This is a genomic window from Paenibacillus sp. 1781tsa1, from assembly GCF_024159265.1.
Lineage (GTDB): Bacteria > Bacillota > Bacilli > Paenibacillales > Paenibacillaceae > Paenibacillus.
Map to the genome: position 1 here is coordinate 4,012,940 of NZ_JAMYWY010000001.1, position 19,586 is coordinate 4,032,525.

The following is a 19,586-nucleotide window of genomic DNA, read 5'->3' on the forward strand; positions in this document are numbered from 1 at the left end:
TCAATCCTGAAAACAACCCTTAACTCCAAGAAACAACTGTTACTGCTAATGCAAATAACTGTTACTCAAGGGGCTAATGGCTGTTTACAGTGCAGCTTGCGCTGCGGTGTGAATCACCATACTGCGCCTTGCGGCATGTCAGATGATTAAATTAGAAATTTACGACTTTATTAACCGCAGCAACGATACGTGCTGGGTTAGGCAGCCAAGAATCTTCGATTTGTGCAAAAGGATATACAGTATCCGGACCAGCTACACGCAGAACCGGTGCTTCCAAGTGCAGGATTGCTTTTTCATTGATTTGGGCAATGACTTCAGCTGCAACACCTGCGCTCTTTTGAGCTTCCTGTACAACAATTGCACGGTTTGTTTTCTTAATAGAAGCAACGATAGTATCGATGTCGATCGGGCTAACCGTACGAAGGTCGATAACTTCAACGTTGATTCCTTGTTTTTCGAGTTCCTCTGCTGCTTTCACAGAAGTATGAACCATCATACCGTAAGTAATGATTGTTACATCGGAACCTTCACGAACAACGTTCGCTTTACCCAATTCAACAACGTAATCTTCTTCAGGCACTTCTGCACGGAAAGCATGGTACAGGTTCAAGTGCTCCATGAAGAATACAGGGTCGTTATCGCGAATAGAAGCGATCATCAGACCTTTTGCATCGTATGGGTTAGAAGGAACAACTACTTTGATACCTGGTGTTTGCGTGAGCAGACCTTCCAGGGAATCTGTATGCAATTCTGCCGCTTTTACACCGCCACCGAATGGTGTACGGAATACGATTGGAGAATTGTATTTTCCACCGGAGCGGAAACGCATACGAGCAGCTTGCACTACCATTTGGTCAAGGGCTTCGAAGATAAAACCAACGAATTGGATCTCAGCAACCGGACGGAAGCCTTGAACACCCAGACCTACAGCCAAACCGCCAATAGCGGACTCAGCCAGTGGAGTATCAAATACACGCTCTTCGCCAAACTCTTTTTGCAGACCTTCCGTTACACGGAAAACGCCGCCTACATTACCTACGTCTTCACCGAAAAGCAGAACGTTAGGATCACGTTTCAACTCCACGCGAAGCGCATCACGGATTGCTTCTTTCATGTTCATTTGTGCCATTTGCTTCATTTCCTCCTTAAACATTGACAGTTCACATTTGAATTCGTACATGTATACCGGGACATTAAAGTCGCGGATGTTTATGCTTTATCGGAAAAAACTTATTGGAAATCAGCTTTTTGCTCTTCCAAGTGCTTAGGCGTTTGTTCGAACATGCTGTCGATCAAGCCTGAAATCGTCATTTTCTCGGTTTTTTCCGCTTTTTTGATTTCTTCATTTACTTTAGCTTTTGCTTCTTCTTTCACACGTGCTGTATCTTCTTCAGTCCAAAGACCTTTTTTCTCCAGATATTTAGCAAAACGTGCGATAGGATCTTTAGCAGACCATTCTGCCTCTTCTTCTTTTGTACGATACTTGGAAGCATCATCCGAAAGGGAGTGAGGACGGAAACGGTATGTTACTGCTTCGATCAATGTAGCGCCCTCTCCGTTACGTCCGCGCTCAGCAGCTTCCTGAACAGCTTTGATAACAGCGAAGATGTCCATACCGTCAACTTTAACACCTTTGATACCTGCTGCTACCGCTTTGTGAGCGATGGACAGAGCTGCTGTTTGTTTAGCAAAAGGAGTTGTGATGGCATAACCATTGTTTTGTACGAAGAAGATAACAGGCAGTTTGTATACACCAGCGTAGTTCAGACCTTCATAGAAGTCACCTTCAGAAGAACCGCCATCACCTGTGTACGTGATAACAACTTGTTTTTGTTTCTTCAATTTGTAACCCATAGCGATACCCATTGCATGCAGAATTTGTGCACCAATGATGATTTGTGGCATCAATACATTAACGCCATCTGGAATTTGTCCACCATGTTGGTGTCCACGGGAGTACAAGAATGCTTGATAAAGAGGAAGTCCATGCCATACGAGTTGCGGAATGTCACGATAGCCAGGACATACAAAGTCTTCTTTTTCAATTGCAAATTCACTACCAACCATTGTAGCTTCTTGACCAGATACTGGAGCATAGAAACCAAGACGACCTTGACGGCCCAGGTTTACTGCACGGTCATCCCAAGTACGGGTAAATACCATGCGGTACATAATTTCTTTTAATTGATCATCGGAAAGTGTAGGCATCATGTCTTTGTTAACAATTTCGCCGTCAGGAGACAGCACGGACAGAGCTTCTACATCCTCTGTATACACTTCATAAGGAACCTTGCTCATTTTTTTCTTCACCTCAACAAAAAATTTGAATATCAAGTTCCGCTGTTATAATATTATTATACACCTGTTTCACTCCATACGTCAAAGAAATCCGTAATTTTTTTATGTTTCCTGCCGGATTGTATGTATAACAGGGGCTTAATATTGGTATAACAGCATAATACATGATTGCGTGTTTGACCTAACCCCGCACAAGGGTAATCTTACCGTATTGCGCGGTCGAATGCAAAAAATTAACTGAGAAAGGTGACGTTTTATGACGGATTCCCGCTATTTGAAACGCACGATTGTGAAGGAAGAGATTGAAAGTCGCTATCTCGGAGAGAAGCGAACGCTCCGTATTTACCTTCCTCCGGGCTATAACGAATTACTTAGCTACCCTGTCGTATATTGTCAGGATGGCGAAGAGTTTTTCAATTTCGGTCGAATTGCTACAACAGCTAACCGAATTATTTTGGACGAAGGAGCTGAACCTTTCATTATTGTAGGTGTTCAGGTCGATGTGTCTGTGAGAACGCAGGAATATGCTCCATTCGGAGATCGGTTCAAGGCATATACCGCTTGCTTCGCTGAAGAGATTATTCCCTATATAGAAGAGAAATATCCTGTGCGCCGTTCTCCGCAGGAACGCATTCTTGCCGGAGACTCGCTTGGTGGAAGTGTTTCGCTTCATCTTGCTCTGTTATATCCAGATCTGTTCACACGTGTCATCAGTATGTCCGGTGCCTTCTACTCTGCTTCTCAAGAAATCTACGCTGCAGCTGAAGATCTGTCCTGGCTCTCGATCTGGATGATCGTTGGTTTACAGGAAACTGCCTTCAAGGCAGACACCGGTACGTATAATTTTGTTCAATTAAACCGGGATACGCGTGATTTGCTGGAAAAACGTGGCGCTCTCGTCTCCTATCAGGAGAAAGACGGGAACCACCAATGGGGTTTTTGGCAGAATGAATTGCCAGATGCATTGTTATATTTTCTTCAGGAAAGATAATTGGATCTCACCAACAGGCGGCCGAAATGCCGCTTTTGTTTAACACAGTAATGATACCGCTTACAATTATAATCTAAAAAAGAAGCAGGAAATCCTGCCGGGTAAATTGCTCACTCCTGCTTCTTTGTCCGATTACAAGTTAAATAGCAGATCAGGTTTAGTTACTAGGCTATGGAATGTTCCTCTTCAATCTTTCTCAACAGAACGTCGCAGCCTGCGTTAACCAACTCGTATACCTCTTCAAAGTTGCCTGTGTAATACGGGTCAGGTACCTCCCTGAGTTTTTCCTCCGGAAGCATGTCCATAAACTTGATGATCTCCGCATCAGCTCCACCTGGAACGTTGCGTACATTATCTGCATTCGAATTATCCATACACACAATATAATCAAATTGATTAAAGTCTTCGCTGGCGAATTGTCTCGCTGCCATGTTGGCATAAGAAATCTGGTACGAATCCAGCAATTTTCGAGTCCCTTCATGCGGAGGTTTACCAACGTGCCAGTTCCCTGTACCCGCTGAGTCCACACGAATCTGGTGTTCAAGCCCCTTCTCCAGGACTTTGTGACGAAGGACTGCTTCAGCCATTGGTGATCTACATATATTACCCAGACATACAAATAAAACATGAATCATATTAATCCCCCTTGCTTAACGTACCTTGAAGTACCGACGATGCTGGCTGTGTTACAATGCTTTCCGGCTGAGGACTGACCTTCTCCGTCTCAGATGGCACCAACGAACGACGTGGCAGTTTCCATTTATAATGTACTGAACACATTCGGAAAAACACAACGGCCGCGAAACATAGCAATAATCCGGCATTCGTTGTTAACCAGCCCATACCTATGACAAAACCGGCTGTCATTGCCCATACAGCATAGATTTCATCACGCAATACAAGCGGTTTACGTCCAGCAAGCACATCACGAATAACGCCTCCACCAATACCGGTCATTACTGCTGCTACGATAACTGCGCTAATAGGATGTCCCATGTTCGCCGCGTACAGCGCCCCTTGAATTGCAAATGCTGCAAGGCCGATTGCATCAAACAATGCCTCTGTTCGCTTCCAGTGACTAATCCACTTAAGAGGTAGTATAAACGCAATCGCTACAGATACTAAGGCTAGCATAATAAGTGATCCCTGACTCCATAGTGTCGTTACAGGTATACCTATAAGTACATTCCGGATAATCCCGCCTCCGAATGCAGTGACAAGTCCAAGCACAAGTACACCCAAAATGTCATACTCCTCTTCCATTGCCACGAAGGCGCCGGACATTGCAAATGCGATGGTGCCTATAATGCTGAATACTTCAAAAATGTGTAAGTCCAACCTGTTCAAACCTCACTTTTCAAGTCATCTCCATGTCGCTCTACCCATTGTATCCGCGAGCACTGAAATTGTGCAACCACATTTTGTGGATTATACTGGTTTGGTGAATATATTTGTACAAGTTCTAACAACATATTTGAACAACGAACTATTTTTCTCTGAATTAGGAAGGATGAAATAAAATGACGGTGAAACGGATTGTTATTTTTACAGGCGGAAATCTATCTCCGGAATTACTTCAGGAGATACGTGAAGATGACATGATCATCGCGGCCGATCGCGGCGCATTATTTTTAATTGAACACGGCGTTCAGCCTCATATTGCAGTTGGAGATTTCGACTCTATCTCCGAAGAGGAACGTATAATTGTTAGTAACAATAGCACCAAGTTCATTACATGCGACCCAGTTTATAAGGATCTTACCGATACGGAAATGGCTTTTGAAACAGCGTTAGATCACGAACCTTCTCACATTCTTATGTTAGGTGCCATAGGTACTCGGATGGATCATACACTCGCTAATGTACATATAATGGTTCGCGCGATGCAGCATCATATCTCTTGTGTAATCCAGGACAAGCACAACTATATGACACTGACAACATCCAAAGCTGTGGTTGAACACCGTAACTATAAATATGTTTCTTTACTCCCCTTAACTCATGAAGTTACAGGAATAACGCTGGAAGGTTTCATGTATCCTCTGGATCAAGCCACCATTCGCATGGGTCAATCTCTTGGTGTAAGCAACCGACTCTTAGGCGCTTCCGGTACAGTCACTATCGATAGCGGTTTATTACTGATTATTCAAAGCAAAGACTAAATGTATCCGTATTGTCATCTGAATTATTACGTTTTTGTAACCAGTGATTTCAATAAGAAAATAGGTTCATACACAACAAAGACCCTTGAGATTCAAGGGTCTTTTCTATTTCATCTTTGTTTATCATTCGTCAATGATTAATTTTTTGACATTTTTAATTATATTTTAATAAACATGCCCAAACGACTGTGGCGCAAGGGATTACACATCCTTATCCAATTTCTAGGCTGTTACAAAGCTGTTATACTCGCTCTAGCAACTTAACGAAAACGAATTTTGGAGGTACTAACTAACATGAAAACAAACATCTTTGTCCAAAAGGCCGTAACCGTCGGGTTGTGCGCTACACTAGGTTTTGGAGCTGTATTAATGACTAATGCCCCTGTTGCACAGGCAGCAACTGCATCTGTGTCCACAGGTCAACAAATTGTTAACTATGGTAAAAAATTCACTGGAACTCCATATGAATTTGGTGCTTCAACATCAACAACCAGGGTTTTTGACTGCTCTTCCTTTATGAAATATATTTTCAAAAAGTATGGTGTAGATTTGCCGCGTACTTCCGTGAAACAATCCAAAGAAGGTACAGCTGTGTCCAAAGCTAATCTGCGTGTTGGCGATCTTGTATTCTTCTCCAGCGGTAGCCGTTCTACAGGCTCCAACGTTACTCATGTAGGTGTATACGCAGGTGACGGAAAGATTCTGCATACGTATGGATCTCCAGGCGTAACGATCTCGGATCTGAACTCCGGTACTTGGAAGAGAACTTACGTTAAAGCTCGTCGTGTACTTTAGAACCGTTTATAGTTAATGAGTAAGGGCCGGAGGATATGTTCCGGTCTTTTTCTTTACCCTTTTTTCACCACACTTTAAACTGGAGATTCATGGAATGTGGTGAGATATCTAATTTTTATCATGAAGCATATAACCGATTCCACGCACAGTATGAATTAGTTTCACACTTCTCCCCTTATCCACCTTAACCCTCAGATGTTTGATGTACACGTCCACAACGTTGGTATCCATGGCATACTCATACCCCCATACTTCCCGTAAAATATCACTCCGGGTACATGCTTCATTCACATGCAACGCCAGAAATTCGAGCAATTCGTACTCTTTTGGCGTTAATGTCAGGTACTCACCCGCACGATTTACCCGCCTTGAACGTAAATTCACTTTGAGATCATGAACTACAATTACTTCTTCACCCTCTTGCGTTGCATTCGCAAAAACACGCAATAAGTTGCGTATTCTGGCTAGCATCACGGTCAAGTGGATGGGCTCCTCCATCACGTCATTAGCTCCGTAATCCAGCCATTCCACGATGAACTGAGGAGATGCATTTGAAGTGATAACCAGTAGAGGTATAACCTGACCTGTATCTATCCATCGTTTCAACTCTAATTTCTGATCCTGGTCACGATGTGCATTCCCCTCTTCCCGGTCTACCAGAATGATCAGGTTAATATGCAGCGACGAAGGCTCGACGGATTGGTTTAGTTCAGACCACTCCATTCGTTGCACCTCATACCCTTCAGCACATAAAACGTCGTGAATAAGGCTGACCTGCTCTCCTGCTCCAATCAGCAAAATAGCTGTTTTCACTGTTTTTCACCCGGCCTGTCTCTATCCCCGCTGCTCGTAGCAGTGGTTGGTACAGTTAGCATGCCGTAAAATGAAAAAGTCCATTCCCTCAAGGGAACAGACTTTGTTTCTTTCTTGCTTTAACCAAAGTAACGATGAACGAGCGTACGCGCTTCAGATGTATCTTTTGTTCCGTGTACGAGGACACGTCCATCCTGGAATACGACCATTCTATGGGCCCCTGTTGTAAAAGAAACCAGAAACGGATTGGATTCCACTTTTCCTTCTTGAAGTCTATTCAAGCGATCCGCGGTTTGTTGAAGATTCAGATTCATGCGCCGTGCAGGGCGGATCTGAACGGTATCCCTTCCACACAACACATCGGTTTTTTCCAGATTGGACGCAGAAAGATATGGATACGTTGCCGAAGGGCCGCACGAAGGACAGTCTTGCTTTTTCGCACCATCCACATTGATGGATATGTATTCGTTCCTCCACACGTCAAATGACAACAACTTGCGTCTCAATGCATTCGCATTGCCACTAAGCAGCTTCATTGCTTCTGCTGTCTGATTCGCCGTTACCATCTGTACCGCTTGTGGTATGATGCCAGACGTATCACAGGTATCTCCACCCAGGGGGATTTCACCCAGCAAACAATTTAAACATGGCGTCTCTCCAGGCATGAACGTATAGGTGATGCCGTAACTACCCACACATCCACCATAAATCCAGGGAATACGGTGCTTCTGTGCCATATCATTCATGAGTAGTCGGGTATCAAAATTATCCGTTGCATCCATGATCAAGTCTGTGTGCTGAACGAGTTCTTCCAATTCGTCTACTCTGACATCCAATACTTTTCCTTCCACATGAACCGAGGAATTAATGGCAGATAAACGTTTTTCCGCCGCCATCGCTTTTGGCATCCGCTCTATTGCGTCCTGCTCTACATATAATTGCTGCCTCTGCAAGTTACTCCATTCCACATAATCACGATCCACGATCGTTATGTGCCCGACGCCTGAACGAACTAACGTTTCGGCAATTCCTGTTCCGAGTGCACCAGCGCCTACAATTAAGACTTTGCTGCCCTTTAATCTGTCCTGGCCTTCCTTGCCAAGTGGCGCATACCTTTCCTGTCTGGAATACCGGTCGGCCTGCTCGGAGGAAATTGATTGTTGTTGATCTATCATGTATGAACCATTCCTTCCACCGGACTGCTGGCTGCTGCATAACGCTTCATAGGAATCATGCCTGCCTCATATGCCAGTCTCCCTGCCTCTACACCCATTCGCATCGCTTTAGCCATATTCACCGGATTTCCTGATCCGGATACCGCTGTATTCAACAATACACCATCTGCCCCAAGTTCCATGGCATAAGCAGCATCTTTTGGAGAGCGCAACCCTGCATCCACAATCACAGGCACAACGGCCTGCTCAATGATGATCTCAAGGTTATAGGGATTAATGATGCCTCTACCTGCTCCGATGGGAGAAGCACCAGGCATTACGGCATGTACCCCAAGCAATTGCAGCCTTTTGGCCAGAATGACATCATCTGAAATATAAGGCAATACCGTGAAGCCCTTTTCAAGCAAAATTTCGCAAGCCTTGTACGTTTCAATCGGATCTGGGAGCAATGTCATTCCATCTCCGATGACTTCGACTTTTATCATATCACAAAGTCCCGAAGCCCGCGCAAGCTCGGCGATCCGCACTGCCTCTTCCGCTGTGGAAGCCCCAGCCGTATTCGGAAGAAGAGTGTATTGGTCCAGATCCAATGTATCCAGGAAGTGCTTCTGGTTACGTTCCTCCAGATTCAGACGGCGAACAGCAAAGGTTAAAACTTCCGTTCCAGATGCATCCACAGCCTGACTTTGCACTTCAAGATCCGAAAACTTGCCTGTTCCGAGCAACAATCTGGACTCAAACGTATATTTACCGATGTTCAACATCATCAACCGCCTCCTACAAAATGTACAATCTCGATTCGATCGCCTTCTCTTAATGTCGTTGACTCATGGTACTCACGCGTTAAGATATGCCTGTTCAGCTCAACAACTACAGTCTTGACTTGCAGGTCAAATGAATGGAGCAGTTTATCTACACGATTCAATCCGTCATCAATCTCCATCCGTTGACCATTAACAATGATATTCATTGCACCACTCCCTTTCTGTTCAATCGCTCAGGACTCAGCGCCTCAATTCCGAGTTCTTCTGAGCTTTTGCCAGCGAGCAACTCCGCGATAAGTCTGCCTGTTATCGCACTAAGCAAGATACCGTTACGGTAATGCCCACAGGCGGCGAACAGCCCGGGTATACTCTTGCATTCACCAATATAAGGCAGCCCATCTGGAGTTGCCGGTCTTACGCCTGCCCACGCTCGCATGAATCGCGCTTCTTTCATCCCAGGTACCCAGTAGGTAGCCGCTGTTAGCAACTTCTGAACACTCTGTACAGAAACGTTCAGGTCCGTTCTGCCTGGCAGACTGGTTGCCCCGAGCCAAACTTCGCCATTGGCTTTGGGAACAATATAGATATCCTCTGCATACACCGTTCTGTCAGGTCTGTACCCTGCATGTTCATCTGAGAACTGAACGGCGGCTATTTCTCCTTTTACCGACCACACAGGTAAGCTCAGATTCACATGTCTCATCAACTTTTCACTCTGTAATCCAGCGGCTATAATGACATGTTTGCATTTCATCTCGCCGATCGATGTGGTGATCCCCTGCACGCCTTGTTCGTTTGCTAGCACACGTATACCCTGTATGTCCTCCATAACACGCGCTCCCAATGCTTGAGCGGATTCAGCGTATGCCTTCGTTAGATGGAATGGAAGAATCTCACTCTCGTAAGGTCTGTAGTAGGCTCCATACGTATCTCTGTTAAGCCATGTTGCCTCTTGTTGCACAACCGAACGATCCCACCATACCTCATCAGCAGACAGAGCAGAATTTCGATTGTTCTTATAGCGGCTTAATTCGCTGTATGATCGAAACGGGGTTAGGAATCCATGGCGTTGCAGGCCAATCTTAACCCCGCTGAGGGTATCCATTAGCACTTGTTGCTCAATAAGTAACTCTCTACTCTGCCTGGCAAGCTTAGCCATTAAAGGATGAGCAAAATCCTCACTATCCGCCGCCAGCATTCCAGCCGCTGCGCAAGAAGTGCCTCTCGCAATCGCCGAACGCTCCAGCAACAAAACATCCTGTCCACGGGAAGCAATCTCATATGCAATGGCACAACCAACAACGCCTCCGCCTACAATAATCGTTTCTGCATGAATCTTATCCGGATTATTTGTTACACTTTTGCTTCTTGATTCCGTTTCAGATTTCAGTTGATGACTGAAATGATTCCTGTTCTGACCCGTTACGATCTCTTTCATCCTCTCATCTCCTTTCAGCGGCTCAGACTTCTTGTAGCAAGGATAGCCTGCCTTAATGATGCAGCGGCCCGATCCGGTGAATCGCTCGCCCATACATTCGAGATCACAGCGACTCCCTGTGCGCCCGCAGAGCGAATCGCGTGAATATTTCCCGGCTTTATACCCCCGATCGCCATGACAGGAATGGAGACACCTCTGCATATTTCATCAAGAGCATATAATCCTCTTGGTTCAAGATCTGGCTTACTGTTGGTTGAGTAGATATGCCCGAAGAAAAGGTAATCGGCTCCCTGTTCTTCAGCGATTTTTGCCTCATCGATGGAATGAACAGATACACCCAGACGAAGTCGCTGCATTTTGCTTATGACAGCATTGTAGGAGTTGTACTTGCGCAAAGCCTCTTGCCCCCAATGTACACCGCCATAGATGGCATTCTGTGAAGGCAATTCTGAACCATTGATAACGATGCGACAAGATGGAACGCCAACGCTACGCAGACTTTCAGCCCAACCGATCTTGTCTTGCCATGTAAGTTGTTTCTCTCGTATGTGAATATAGTCCACCCATGGCCAAACGTCCTTGGCTGCTTTTACAAAAGATGATCGATCTCCTGCCCCCGTAGATACAACATGCAATTCAAATGATTCGTGAACATGTTCATGAAAAATTGCCGTACCCTCCCTTTCCTTCCAGGCGTGAATGCTATGAAAACACAAAAAAGCCACTCCCGTAGGGGAGTGGCTGCGTATTAATTATATATCCAGATGACTGACTGATGCATACAGTTCATTTCGTGCAATACAGCTAAAGACCTATAGCCTTAACGATATACACGCAACTGCATGTTTCAATTCGCTAAGCAGACGGTTGAAATCTTTTCGAGTTGCCGTTTGCTCACGTCATTCACTGAAACGCGCTCGCCACTTCCCTACGCTGGTATGATCCAGATCAGGTGCAAAGGGTCCGGAATCGCATTCTTCCATCTCAGCCGCATCGTGCGGCCCCCCTAGTGTTCATATGAAGTTGTAGCCTATGTTACCATAGACGGATTTTTTTGTCACCGTCATTTCTGTTAAACATTGTCTTCAATCGTCTAGTTTTTCTCAGACCATTCCTCGACATTCCATGTTTTGGTGACCCAACCCTCGTAGAAATCAGGTTCATGAGATACCAGTAACACCGTTCCCTTAAATTCTTTCAAGGCCCGTTGCAACTCCGCTTTGGCTGTGACATCCAGATGGTTCGTTGGCTCATCGAATAAAATCCAGTTGCTTTCACGCATTAAGAGTTTGCATAAACGAACCTTGGCCTGTTCTCCACCACTCAGCATGTTAAGCGGGCGAGTAATGTGCTCATTTTTCAACCCGCAGCGAGCAAGATGACCCCGAACCTCATTCTGAGTCAAATGTGAAAACTCATTCCAGACATCCTCGATCGGCGTAATATTTCCAGCACGAACCTCCTGCTCGAAATAGGCCGTTTCGAGATAATCTCCCAAGAAAGTCTTTCCACTCAGTGGAGATATTTTTCCCAGGATGGTTTTTAGCAGTGTAGATTTACCCACACCATTACAGCCTACGATGGCAATTTTCTCACCACGTTCAATCGTCATCGTCATTTTGGGCAGCAAAGGATACGTGTATCCAATTTCAAAATCAATGCCCTCAAAGACCGTTTTGCTGCTCGCGCGGGCATCCTTGAATTTGAACGTTGGTTTGGCCGCTTCATCTGGGCGATCAATACGTTCAATTCTGTCCAGCTGTTTCTCCCGGCTCTTCGCTCGACCTGAAGTTGAAGCACGTGCCTTGTTACGCTGAATGAAATCTTCCTGCTTCTTGATGTACTCTTGCTGCTTCTCGTATGCATCAATATGCTGGGCTTTATTCATATCAGCCATCTCAAGGAACTTGTTATAGTTCGCTGCATATCTCGTTAATTTGGCAAATTCCAAATGATAAATGACATTTACGACTTCATTCATGAATTCCGTGTCATGGGAGATTAGGAGAAATGCGTGCGGGTAATCCTTTAGGTAACGTGACAGCCATTCAATGTGCTCTACATCCAGATAGTTGGTCGGCTCATCCAGCAAAAGAGCTGTAGGTTTCTCGAGCAGAAGCTTGGCAAGTAGCACCTTGGTACGTTGTCCACCACTTAGAGCTGCGACATCCCGATCAAGACCAATTGCGGACAAACCAAGACCATTGGCCATCTCTTCCACTTTTACGTCAATCAGATAAAAGTCGCCCTGTTCCAGTTGTTCCTGAATATCGCCCATCTCTTCCAGCAACTGCTCCAGCTTATCTGGATCTGCATCTGCCATCTGGTCCGTAATATTCATCATTTCTTTTTCCAATTCAAGTAACGGAAGGAATGCATCCTTAAGCACGTCACGAATGGTTTTGCCTGGCGTAAGCTTTGTGTGCTGATCCAGATATCCATAACGGACCTTAGGTGTCCATTCCACTTTTCCACTATCTTTAAGCAATTTACCGGTAAGGATGTTCATTAATGTGGATTTACCCACACCATTGGCACCAACAAGTCCTACGCGCTCTCCGGCGAGTAAACGAAACGATACATTTTTAAATAACGTGCGATCTCCAAAATTGTGACTCACGTTCTCTACTGACAATAAACTCATAAGATGAGGTTGCTCCTATCTATTAGACATTACTTTTATTATTGTTCCGAAACCCTATTCTAGCACAGGTCTCATCTTTTCTGAAAGTAATGTAAACAGTTCAGGAACCTCTTCCATGATTTTTCATACAGGCTTCCCTAACGATTAGAGCATTTATATTCGAAATAACCTTGTGCAGCTGCTTGTCTTGCGTCTGTGAACACCTCTTCAGCACGGTAACCATTACCACATGTGGAGGGGTAATAGTACTTGATACCCGTTAATGGATCTACCCCACCTACGATGGCCGTTTTCTTCACAAGTCTGCCTCCACCAATTGCGTAATTGTTGATCTTCTGGTCACCCACACCTATACCCTGGATAAAAGCCATAATCCCTGTATCGTTAATGGAGTTGTACCAATCTTCCTGCGCAATCAGGGGCATCGTAAACGTATAGGAAATACCGTTCTTTCTGGCAAACTCATTATGGCGGTTAATCACATCAGCCAGATTATCCTGCACAGTAGTCACAATCCGGCTTTGTCTAACTTGTTCAAATACGCTGGTATTCTGAAGTAAAGGAATCTGTGTGCTTGAAGCCAGCTCTTTTTGAAATCCCTCAATCCATTTCCCTGCGTTTGCGTCATAGGCATACACGTAGTCGTCCAGTGTAAAGTTAATACTGTTACCGTATGAATCTGAATATGTATAGGGTTTCTTAGGGCTCCATACTTGTCTGAATGAATCTTCACGAATACCTGTCAACTCTGTTTCTGTGGACAACATATAATAGCCATCGTAATCCAAAATAACCACAGCAGGAATGTAATTAAACATGTTTCGAATAGCTGCGGGATCATCCTGAATTCCCATATTCAAAGCCATTGTCTGAGTGAATGTTAACAGGGCAAGCTCCTTGTCTGCTTTAACAAACTTGGTTGAATCATAACCTGCTTCATCATTTTGTTTCTCATTCTGATGCATGACTGCACCTGCATCCATGACTGCTGTTTGAAGTGCAGATCTGTATCGATGTGCAAGATAATTAGCCTCTTCAGCATCTTGGGTATGAAGTGAGATTATCCAGAAGAGTGGGAAGAAGATTAGCACGAATATTATGGATAGCTCAGTAATCTTCATTGAGGACCATACCTCCGTATGTGACAAATACTGCTGAAGCTTGAGCCGAACCACTCAACCATTCACGAATGAGCATGGAAGGTGTACGATTTGTATTTTGGAGCGTCACGGTGAAAAAATCCCCTGTTGTCAACGTATATCTTCGGCCAGGATCATCAGCAGGCAGCACTCCTTCGGACGGAAATAATCTTTCTCGAATCTGAGCTGAGTAATATCCATCCTGTACTACCTCATAAGTCCCGGTAAAACTTTGATTGTTCGTCGGGTCTGTATAGTGAGGTACATATTTCTTATGTAAATGTTCCATAGACACCTCATACACATTGCCCGTCTGTGCCAGATGCTCCTCAAACTCAGTCAACATTCGAGGTGAGATATATCCTTTCGTGCGAACAGCATCGACAAAACGTGTTACATTCTGAACAGCCGTCATACGTGCTATATCATCCTGCCGATTGGCTGTTTCAGCAGCTGGATACACATAGAGCAGAAGGACTGCGAGCAATACGGCAAGCAGCTTGGATGCGGCATTAATCAATTCACACTGGCCTCCTTCCAAAAAACAATCTTGAGCAGTTCTCCAGTTTCATTTCGTATAAACTCTGGTCTGTAGGTAGCATCGAGCTGGACTGGAATAGTCGCTGTTTTGCTGACAAGTGGATCGATCACATACGGGGTCCCATCTACCTCCACAGGAATGCCTGTGCCTGTCATCTGTCTCACGGTATGTAACACTTCCGCACCACTATACTGAGATGGTTTGGTGGTATGCAATGTTGTTGTCAACCGACCTTCAATACCTGCTATTGTCCGTACTCTGTCATTCAATGAAGCGGATAAAATCTTTACATTCTGTTGCCCGTACAGGCAGGCTGTCACAAACAGGACAACCGCCGTACAAAACAACATAAGATGCTGGGTATTCTGGGACATGTTAAACCAACTCCTGTCAGGATTGCTGGAAGATCAGCCCTCTTACCACATTGGAACGGTCTTTAACAATAATGGCTTTGAATTTACCACTTGGATTGACATATTGATTGTCCTTTTCACTCATGGTCTGGTTAATAATCCCCACTTTATCGTCAGGAGCAATAACCGAGCCGTAGTCCGCATTATTTAGATCCTGTGAAATGTTCAATTGATTGCCGTACCATTGACCCGCTTTATTTTTACCTGTAATGACTTGAATACCGAACTGATCCTTATCCGCATATTTACGCAGCGCATTAGTTACCTGTGATCCACTGATGGTTGTTCCGTCATACACGGTAAATGCAGCCTGAGACAACTCGGTCTGGATATCAGCAAAATTGTTCTGGGCCGTCTTGGTTGCTTCCTGAGCCGAAATAAATAACAGAACTACAATTGTGATCAGAGCGATCGTCAAGAATATCCCTGCTGCCACCTTTAAAGCGCTTGATGCATTGTTCATGATAAATCCTCCCAAGTTATAAGTTATTAAACTATTTCAGACTGTCACACAGATGAATTGTGCTACAGTTTCTGAATTTGTTCATAATAAATGTTCATCTGCAAGAAGCTCATACCGACCAATGGTATGACCAGGTACAAAAAGATTAGGGCATACATGGGTGTAAATCCGATGGTTCGCCCCCATGATGCTTTGACATCAATCATCTTGCTGTACTCTTGCTTGCGTTGTTCAAAATAGAATGCCATCATGCTCTCAAGATCATCGAAGGCTTCACGTATTGAGATTTTGCCAAGAGCAAGAAGCAATTTATCAACCAATCGCTGGAACTCGGGCAAGCCCGCCTCTTCCTTTAATTGTTCAAGTGCAAGCTCTGGCCCGTGTTCAAAATGCAACAAACATTTTTGCAGCGGACGCTTGAAAATGACGGCAAATCGATTGAGCCATTCCAATATCTCCTCGACTGACATCCGGTCCATCTCACGCAGAATGGATATCACTGTCTGGAATTGATAGATTTCATGTCGCATATCCAACCTTCGCATTTTCCGCTGAAATAACATGAGCCATACGGGCATGTAATACCCTGCTACACCCATGACAATCGCTATAATCATTTCCCACCAGCGTACATATTGTTTGTTATATACCTCTAGTTTCTGCATAATGCGCGCGATCGTCTCTGCCTGGCTGTCATGGTCCAACTGAACGGGAGATAACTGCTGTAACGCGTTGGAGACTTCTTCGTATGTAGCTCCTCGGTTCATTTCTACACTTTCCAGCACGGATTGATCCAATGCTGTTTTTTCCTCAGCTTTCCTGAGATCCGCTTCAGCCATTGCACCAAACATTCGATCATCCCGGATCGGATCATACAAGATGTGGTTCCGTTCAACCTGGTGCAACAGCAAGATGCAACCCATTGTAAGGACCAAACAACCTGCGAATAACGTCACTCGACGAATAGCAAGCCATTCGTATTTCAACTCTGAGCTACTCTCCCTCATCAGCCGTATCGTTTGACTGTACTGCGCACTGCCAGGTTTCGCTGCAAACAGCATCGCCAATTTTCGTATGAAGGTCTGCCTGTACAGAAACTGATCCAACCATGAATGCTTATGTCCTGACCGGTATCGAGTTTCATCGTATTGTTGGAGCCTTTGCAGAAGCAAATAAGCAAGGATGATGATGACATAAATTGATATTTTGGTAACAAAACCGATTTTGCTGCGATAAAATTCATCCATCGTTGGGAAACTGACTCTGGCCCAGCGTTCGATTGGAGCGGTGAACAATACCGGAGCTAGCGCGATGATATTAAGTCCTTTGAGCAGGTAATCTAATTTATCACGCCGCAAAATCTCCAGATGAATCTCCTGAGTCAGGTTACCCAGTCCTTTAAGATAAATAGAGCCTTGTGCTCTGTCCTTATCCCCAAACTCCATGACCATATAGGAAACGCCGGCAAATCCTTTGAGAAAACGGTTGGGAGCCACTTCATAATAACGTTCAAGTGCTTCATTCGGATCTGGAGAAGTTAGAGCTTCGTAGATCAGTCTTACTTGTTCTGCTGCTTCTCCTGTACCTGCTTCAGCGGCTTCATATAGCGCTTCTTCAACCATGCCATGCTGATGATACCGATGCCTTACATCTGCAAAGAGATCCAACATCTGAACCAGCAACCTTTTCTCTATACGACTGAGACACATATCCAATACCAGACTGTTTAGCACCACAGCACAGAGCACGGACAATATTACAAAAGCGATACCCGGCTGCAGAAAAAACAGAACGATACTTATGCCTCCATAACCTCCCAGGATAATGAGAACCACTGTCATCGTCAGTCTTCGAAGTGAGGGCTCATCCCCCACATGTCGAAATGAAATACGCTTCTGCACTTGTAGAATATAGGCTGATAACAGTGGGACTTTCATTCCAAAGCGGTAGGACTGCAACAAGATTGATCCCAGTCCCTTGAATCCCTTCCTCCCGGAAGTTAGAATACCGCCGGATTGACTTGTTGGACCACCTCCTCTGTGACGTAACATACTTAAAACCAGAAGTGTGATCAGCAACACTCCTGCACAAATACTTAATACGAGGAGCAGAATCCATTTAATTGTCATGCTGATCACCCCAGTGTTGCTTCATAAACTGTTCAAACTTCTCGGCATCCTGTAATGTCATCTGTTCTTGCATATCCATCATGCATCCTGAAGAGATTGGAGCTGTTGCAACATACTCTCCATTTCTGCACTCCACAACATTACGAAATGTAAAACCAGCCCTCTCTTCCACGCTGTCACCTTGATTCGCACGAGGAAGACATTCCGTAATACGTTCGATATATCTTCGTCCCTCAGCATCTTTCTTCATATGAACATCGAAATTGATGACACTCACAACTTGCTCCTCAGCAATATGCTCATGCTGGAACATACCTGTCTTGAGCAAGGAATTACGGAGAGAGAAGACCAGATCACGAAACGTTTTGGCATGGTGTGTAAACAGGGTGAACAGACTGGCAACCTGAGACATCTGAATCATCCATGCTGCCACTTCATCACTCGCAACCTCACCGAGAATATTGACGGTACCATCCGTTTTTTTCTGCAAATCAAGCCCTTGTTGACCTGAAATGTGTTCAGTCTCTCGGAAACTCAAAATATTACGCCGGCTATAGATCCGTCTTAATTGAAGTTCGAACGCCATCTCCTGCACCCGAAGGGTGTACGATGCATAGATGTGTTTGACCATAGCCATAAGCAATGTCGTTTTACCAGAACCCTGTGCTCCGGTTACCGCTGTGATCCGACTTCCTTTCATCAAATATTGAAGTAATGTAATTGGCAGATCTGCGTTGTTACCCGTAATCAATTGTTCAAGTGAAGCATTCGGGATATCGAACTTCCTAACGAAGAACGCCCATGATTCTGCAAACGGAGGACGAACCACCACGACACGGGAGCCGTCTTTCATCTCGTTCACCTTGTATCCACTTGCTTCAGACAACTGTCCAGGATAATTGTATTTGTATATGTTCTGGCACACCCTTTTCAGTTCACGGATGCTGCCGAATGACAGAAAGGACAGATGAATGGACTTACCTTTATAGAAGACCCATACGCTTTCCATCCCACTTAGCGGTTCTTCATGTGCTTCATCCTCAAGTCCATGCTCCAAGAAATCATTCCAAGATGCCGGTTTCTGAAATCCCATATTATGAACAGTGTCCAGCATACCGCTGACACCACCACTAACGCCGTCAATACGTTGGTCTCTTATCTCATCAACAACCGAAAATCCTTTGTAATGCTGATAGATACGCTGCACGATGATATCCGTCTTTTCTCTGAATCCAAGTTCTCGATATTCGCACTCGAAAACATAGTGAATGTCTTCCTCGGAAATATAATAACTCCCTCCGTCCTCCGTACCTTCCTCCATTCTCAGCCTTCCCAGATCGTAGGTATCAATCATTCGGGAGAGTGCATCCACACCGAATTGCTGTCGGTACAGATAAAACACAATTTCGAATCGGTCCTGGATCGTCAATAAATCCGGTTCTGCAAACAAAATGACTTCATCTACATTTGATTTGTTCAATCCTATCCTTCGGGTCAGCAGATCCCCTATCAGATTTTTGACATATGTTTTGTCGCTGATACTGCCTGAGACACAGCCCTTCAGCGCTTTTCTCATCTCGGCACGTTGATTGATTCTTCGACGATATTCTTCTTCGTGCAGACCTGCATCCGCGAGTTGACTATGACTAAGCTCATGAAGTGAGTTCTTCACCTTCTCAATCAACATGTCAATCGTGAAGGATTCCTGTTCAGGAACACGAGCATTCTTTTCACGAAGAAACGCACTATACTTGAACCAGACATAAGTCAGGCACAGAATCAAAATTAAACTTATCCATATGGTATTCCAGAGCATTGGAG

20 protein-coding genes and 1 riboswitch are annotated in these 19,586 nt (G+C 44.7%); of the genes, 3 read left to right on the forward strand and 17 right to left on the reverse strand.

Going from position 1 to position 19,586, the window contains the following annotated elements; all coding sequences use genetic code 11:
* Positions 1-151: 151 nt before the first annotated feature.
* Positions 152-1,129, reverse strand: a complete 978-nt coding sequence (locus NKT06_RS17595) for an alpha-ketoacid dehydrogenase subunit beta (protein WP_124115259.1) — start codon at positions 1,127-1,129, stop codon at positions 152-154.
* 101 nt (positions 1,130-1,230) lie between these two features.
* Positions 1,231-2,298 (reverse strand): pyruvate dehydrogenase (acetyl-transferring) E1 component subunit alpha, encoded by a 1,068-nt coding sequence (gene pdhA / locus NKT06_RS17600; protein WP_017688072.1) that lies wholly within the window; start codon positions 2,296-2,298, stop codon positions 1,231-1,233.
* Between the two features lie 256 nt (positions 2,299-2,554).
* On the opposite strand from pdhA, the gene NKT06_RS17605 reads away from it, so the two are divergent.
* Positions 2,555-3,289 (forward strand): alpha/beta hydrolase, encoded by a 735-nt coding sequence (locus NKT06_RS17605; RefSeq protein WP_253437164.1) that lies wholly within the window; start codon positions 2,555-2,557, stop codon positions 3,287-3,289.
* A gap of 164 nt (positions 3,290-3,453) precedes the next feature.
* On the opposite strand, the gene NKT06_RS17610 is transcribed toward NKT06_RS17605, so the two are convergent.
* Positions 3,454-3,924, reverse strand: a complete 471-nt coding sequence (locus NKT06_RS17610) for a low molecular weight protein-tyrosine-phosphatase (protein WP_253437167.1) — start codon at positions 3,922-3,924, stop codon at positions 3,454-3,456.
* A gap of 1 nt (position 3,925) precedes the next feature.
* Complete coding sequence (locus NKT06_RS17615) at positions 3,926-4,627, reverse strand: trimeric intracellular cation channel family protein (protein ID WP_253437170.1); 702 nt, start codon at positions 4,625-4,627, stop codon at positions 3,926-3,928.
* A 182-nt stretch (positions 4,628-4,809) separates the two neighbouring features.
* Between NKT06_RS17615 and NKT06_RS17620 the strand changes: the two genes are divergently transcribed.
* Both NKT06_RS17620 and NKT06_RS17625 read left to right on the forward strand, forming a co-directional pair.
* Positions 4,810-5,451: a thiamine diphosphokinase gene (locus NKT06_RS17620; RefSeq protein ID WP_253437173.1), complete on the forward strand. Its 642-nt coding sequence runs from the start codon at positions 4,810-4,812 to the stop codon at positions 5,449-5,451.
* 294 nt (positions 5,452-5,745) lie between these two features.
* Positions 5,746-6,246 (forward strand): C40 family peptidase, encoded by a 501-nt coding sequence (locus NKT06_RS17625; RefSeq protein WP_253437176.1) that lies wholly within the window; start codon positions 5,746-5,748, stop codon positions 6,244-6,246.
* A gap of 108 nt (positions 6,247-6,354) precedes the next feature.
* On the opposite strand, the gene NKT06_RS31930 is transcribed toward NKT06_RS17625, so the two are convergent.
* From NKT06_RS31930 to NKT06_RS17690, 13 genes are all read right to left on the reverse strand, one after another.
* Positions 6,355-7,059: a winged helix-turn-helix domain-containing protein gene (locus NKT06_RS31930; RefSeq protein ID WP_253437179.1), complete on the reverse strand. Its 705-nt coding sequence runs from the start codon at positions 7,057-7,059 to the stop codon at positions 6,355-6,357.
* A gap of 119 nt (positions 7,060-7,178) precedes the next feature.
* Positions 7,179-8,234: a ThiF family adenylyltransferase gene (locus NKT06_RS17635; protein WP_253437182.1), complete on the reverse strand. Its 1,056-nt coding sequence runs from the start codon at positions 8,232-8,234 to the stop codon at positions 7,179-7,181.
* The gene (locus NKT06_RS17640; protein WP_253442636.1) at positions 8,231-8,998 is read right to left on the reverse strand and encodes a thiazole synthase; all 768 of its coding nucleotides are present in this window, start codon (positions 8,996-8,998) and stop codon (positions 8,231-8,233) included. The genes NKT06_RS17635 and NKT06_RS17640 overlap by 4 nt, the downstream gene beginning before the upstream one ends.
* Before the next feature lie 2 nt (positions 8,999-9,000).
* Complete coding sequence (gene thiS, locus NKT06_RS17645; protein WP_253437185.1) at positions 9,001-9,204, reverse strand: sulfur carrier protein ThiS; 204 nt, start codon at positions 9,202-9,204, stop codon at positions 9,001-9,003.
* The gene (gene thiO / locus NKT06_RS17650) at positions 9,201-10,436 is read right to left on the reverse strand and encodes a glycine oxidase ThiO (RefSeq protein ID WP_253437188.1); all 1,236 of its coding nucleotides are present in this window, start codon (positions 10,434-10,436) and stop codon (positions 9,201-9,203) included. The genes thiS and thiO overlap by 4 nt, the downstream gene beginning before the upstream one ends.
* Positions 10,437-10,450: 14 nt before the next feature.
* Positions 10,451-11,152: a thiamine phosphate synthase gene (locus NKT06_RS17655; protein WP_253437191.1), complete on the reverse strand. Its 702-nt coding sequence runs from the start codon at positions 11,150-11,152 to the stop codon at positions 10,451-10,453.
* A 192-nt stretch (positions 11,153-11,344) separates the two neighbouring features.
* Positions 11,345-11,454: riboswitch (TPP riboswitch) on the reverse strand.
* 75 nt (positions 11,455-11,529) lie between these two features.
* The gene (locus tag NKT06_RS17660; protein WP_133385194.1) at positions 11,530-13,080 is read right to left on the reverse strand and encodes an ABC-F family ATP-binding cassette domain-containing protein; all 1,551 of its coding nucleotides are present in this window, start codon (positions 13,078-13,080) and stop codon (positions 11,530-11,532) included.
* Positions 13,081-13,217: 137 nt separating this feature from the next.
* A complete protein-coding gene (locus tag NKT06_RS17665) occupies positions 13,218-14,201 on the reverse strand; it encodes a hypothetical protein (protein ID WP_253437195.1) in 984 nt (327 codons plus the stop codon).
* Positions 14,188-14,739, reverse strand: coding sequence for a hypothetical protein (locus tag NKT06_RS17670; protein ID WP_253437198.1), 552 nt, complete (start codon positions 14,737-14,739; stop codon positions 14,188-14,190). Before NKT06_RS17670 ends, NKT06_RS17665 begins: the two co-directional genes overlap by 14 nt.
* A complete protein-coding gene (locus NKT06_RS17675) occupies positions 14,736-15,134 on the reverse strand; it encodes a hypothetical protein (protein ID WP_253437203.1) in 399 nt (132 codons plus the stop codon). Before NKT06_RS17675 ends, NKT06_RS17670 begins: the two co-directional genes overlap by 4 nt.
* A gap of 16 nt (positions 15,135-15,150) precedes the next feature.
* A complete protein-coding gene (locus NKT06_RS17680; RefSeq protein ID WP_062834890.1) occupies positions 15,151-15,636 on the reverse strand; it encodes a hypothetical protein in 486 nt (161 codons plus the stop codon).
* A 62-nt stretch (positions 15,637-15,698) separates the two neighbouring features.
* Positions 15,699-17,765, reverse strand: a complete 2,067-nt coding sequence (locus tag NKT06_RS17685) for a hypothetical protein (protein WP_253437206.1) — start codon at positions 17,763-17,765, stop codon at positions 15,699-15,701.
* Complete coding sequence (locus NKT06_RS17690; protein WP_253437209.1) at positions 17,755-19,581, reverse strand: P-loop NTPase family protein; 1,827 nt, start codon at positions 19,579-19,581, stop codon at positions 17,755-17,757. Before NKT06_RS17690 ends, NKT06_RS17685 begins: the two co-directional genes overlap by 11 nt.
* Positions 19,582-19,586: the final 5 nt, after the last annotated feature.

Coding starts and splice junctions, on each gene's coding strand:
- NKT06_RS17680 (WP_062834890.1), bottom strand. CDS start 15,636: ATGAACAATGCATCAAGCGCTTTAAAGGTGGCAGCAGGGATATTCTTG.
- pdhA (WP_017688072.1), bottom strand. CDS start 2,298: ATGAGCAAGGTTCCTTATGAAGTGTATACAGAGGATGTAGAAGCTCTG.
- NKT06_RS17620 (WP_253437173.1), top strand. CDS start 4,810: ATGACGGTGAAACGGATTGTTATTTTTACAGGCGGAAATCTATCTCCG.
- thiS (WP_253437185.1), bottom strand. CDS start 9,204: ATGAATATCATTGTTAATGGTCAACGGATGGAGATTGATGACGGATTG.
- NKT06_RS17665 (WP_253437195.1), bottom strand. CDS start 14,201: ATGAAGATTACTGAGCTATCCATAATATTCGTGCTAATCTTCTTCCCA.
- NKT06_RS17625 (WP_253437176.1), top strand. CDS start 5,746: ATGAAAACAAACATCTTTGTCCAAAAGGCCGTAACCGTCGGGTTGTGC.
- NKT06_RS17610 (WP_253437167.1), bottom strand. CDS start 3,924: ATGATTCATGTTTTATTTGTATGTCTGGGTAATATATGTAGATCACCA.
- NKT06_RS17605 (WP_253437164.1), top strand. CDS start 2,555: ATGACGGATTCCCGCTATTTGAAACGCACGATTGTGAAGGAAGAGATT.
- NKT06_RS17685 (WP_253437206.1), bottom strand. CDS start 17,765: ATGACAATTAAATGGATTCTGCTCCTCGTATTAAGTATTTGTGCAGGA.
- thiO (WP_253437188.1), bottom strand. CDS start 10,436: ATGAAAGAGATCGTAACGGGTCAGAACAGGAATCATTTCAGTCATCAA.
- NKT06_RS17690 (WP_253437209.1), bottom strand. CDS start 19,581: ATGCTCTGGAATACCATATGGATAAGTTTAATTTTGATTCTGTGCCTG.
- NKT06_RS17595 (WP_124115259.1), bottom strand. CDS start 1,129: ATGGCACAAATGAACATGAAAGAAGCAATCCGTGATGCGCTTCGCGTG.
- NKT06_RS17635 (WP_253437182.1), bottom strand. CDS start 8,234: ATGATAGATCAACAACAATCAATTTCCTCCGAGCAGGCCGACCGGTAT.
- NKT06_RS17660 (WP_133385194.1), bottom strand. CDS start 13,080: ATGAGTTTATTGTCAGTAGAGAACGTGAGTCACAATTTTGGAGATCGC.
- NKT06_RS17640 (WP_253442636.1), bottom strand. CDS start 8,998: ATGTTGAACATCGGTAAATATACGTTTGAGTCCAGATTGTTGCTCGGA.
- NKT06_RS17675 (WP_253437203.1), bottom strand. CDS start 15,134: ATGTCCCAGAATACCCAGCATCTTATGTTGTTTTGTACGGCGGTTGTC.